Source organism: Saccharothrix deserti, from assembly GCF_009769385.1.
GTDB lineage: Bacteria > Actinomycetota > Actinomycetes > Mycobacteriales > Pseudonocardiaceae > Actinosynnema > Actinosynnema deserti.
Genome location: NZ_VKAB01000168.1, coordinates 1 through 626, shown reverse-complemented (window position 1 = coordinate 626; position 626 = coordinate 1). Strand labels below are relative to the sequence as shown.

The window sequence follows — 626 nt, the reverse complement described above, 5'->3', positions numbered from 1 at the left end:
TGACGTTCACCAGCGCGGACCGGGTCCGGGACGTGATCCACAATTTCAACGCCGACGGTTTCGACTCGCTGTATCCGAAGTACAAGGGCGGCCGGCCGAAGACGTTCACGCTGCCCGAGCGCCGCGAGATCAAGAAGATCGCCAAGTCCAGGCCGGTCGAGCACGGCCTGCCGTTCTCGACCTGGAGCCTGGCCAAACTGGCCGACTTCCTGGTCGCCGAGGGGGTGGTCGACGACATCAGCCACGAGGGCCTGCGCATCCTGCTCCGCGAGGAAGGCGTCACCTTTCAACGCGTGAAGACCTGGAAGACCTCCCGCGACCCGGACTACGAGGCGAAGAAGGCGCGGGTGGAACACCTGTACGCGATCGCCGACGGCGAGGTCGTGCCCGAGGCGGGTGAACCGGAGGTGGTGTTCTGCCTGGACGAGTTCGGGCCGCTCAACCTCCAGCCCCATCCCGGCCGGCAGTGGGCCGAACGCGGCGGCAGGCACAAGGACCCCGACCGCGGGCCCAGACCCCGGCGGCGGGCGACCTACACCCGCCCGCACGGGGTCCGGCACCTGTTCGCCGCCTACGACCTGGCCGCGGACAAGCTCTACGGCCACATCAAGAAAACCAAGAACCGG

Annotated in this window: 1 protein-coding gene; it reads left to right on the top strand. The window is 68.1% G+C overall.

Annotated elements, in window-relative coordinates; genetic code table 11:
* Positions 1 to 32 precede the first annotated feature (32 nt).
* A partial coding sequence (locus tag FM051_RS50050) for a helix-turn-helix domain-containing protein (RefSeq protein ID WP_238413280.1) occupies positions 33 to 626 on the top strand: 594 nt, incomplete at its 3' end.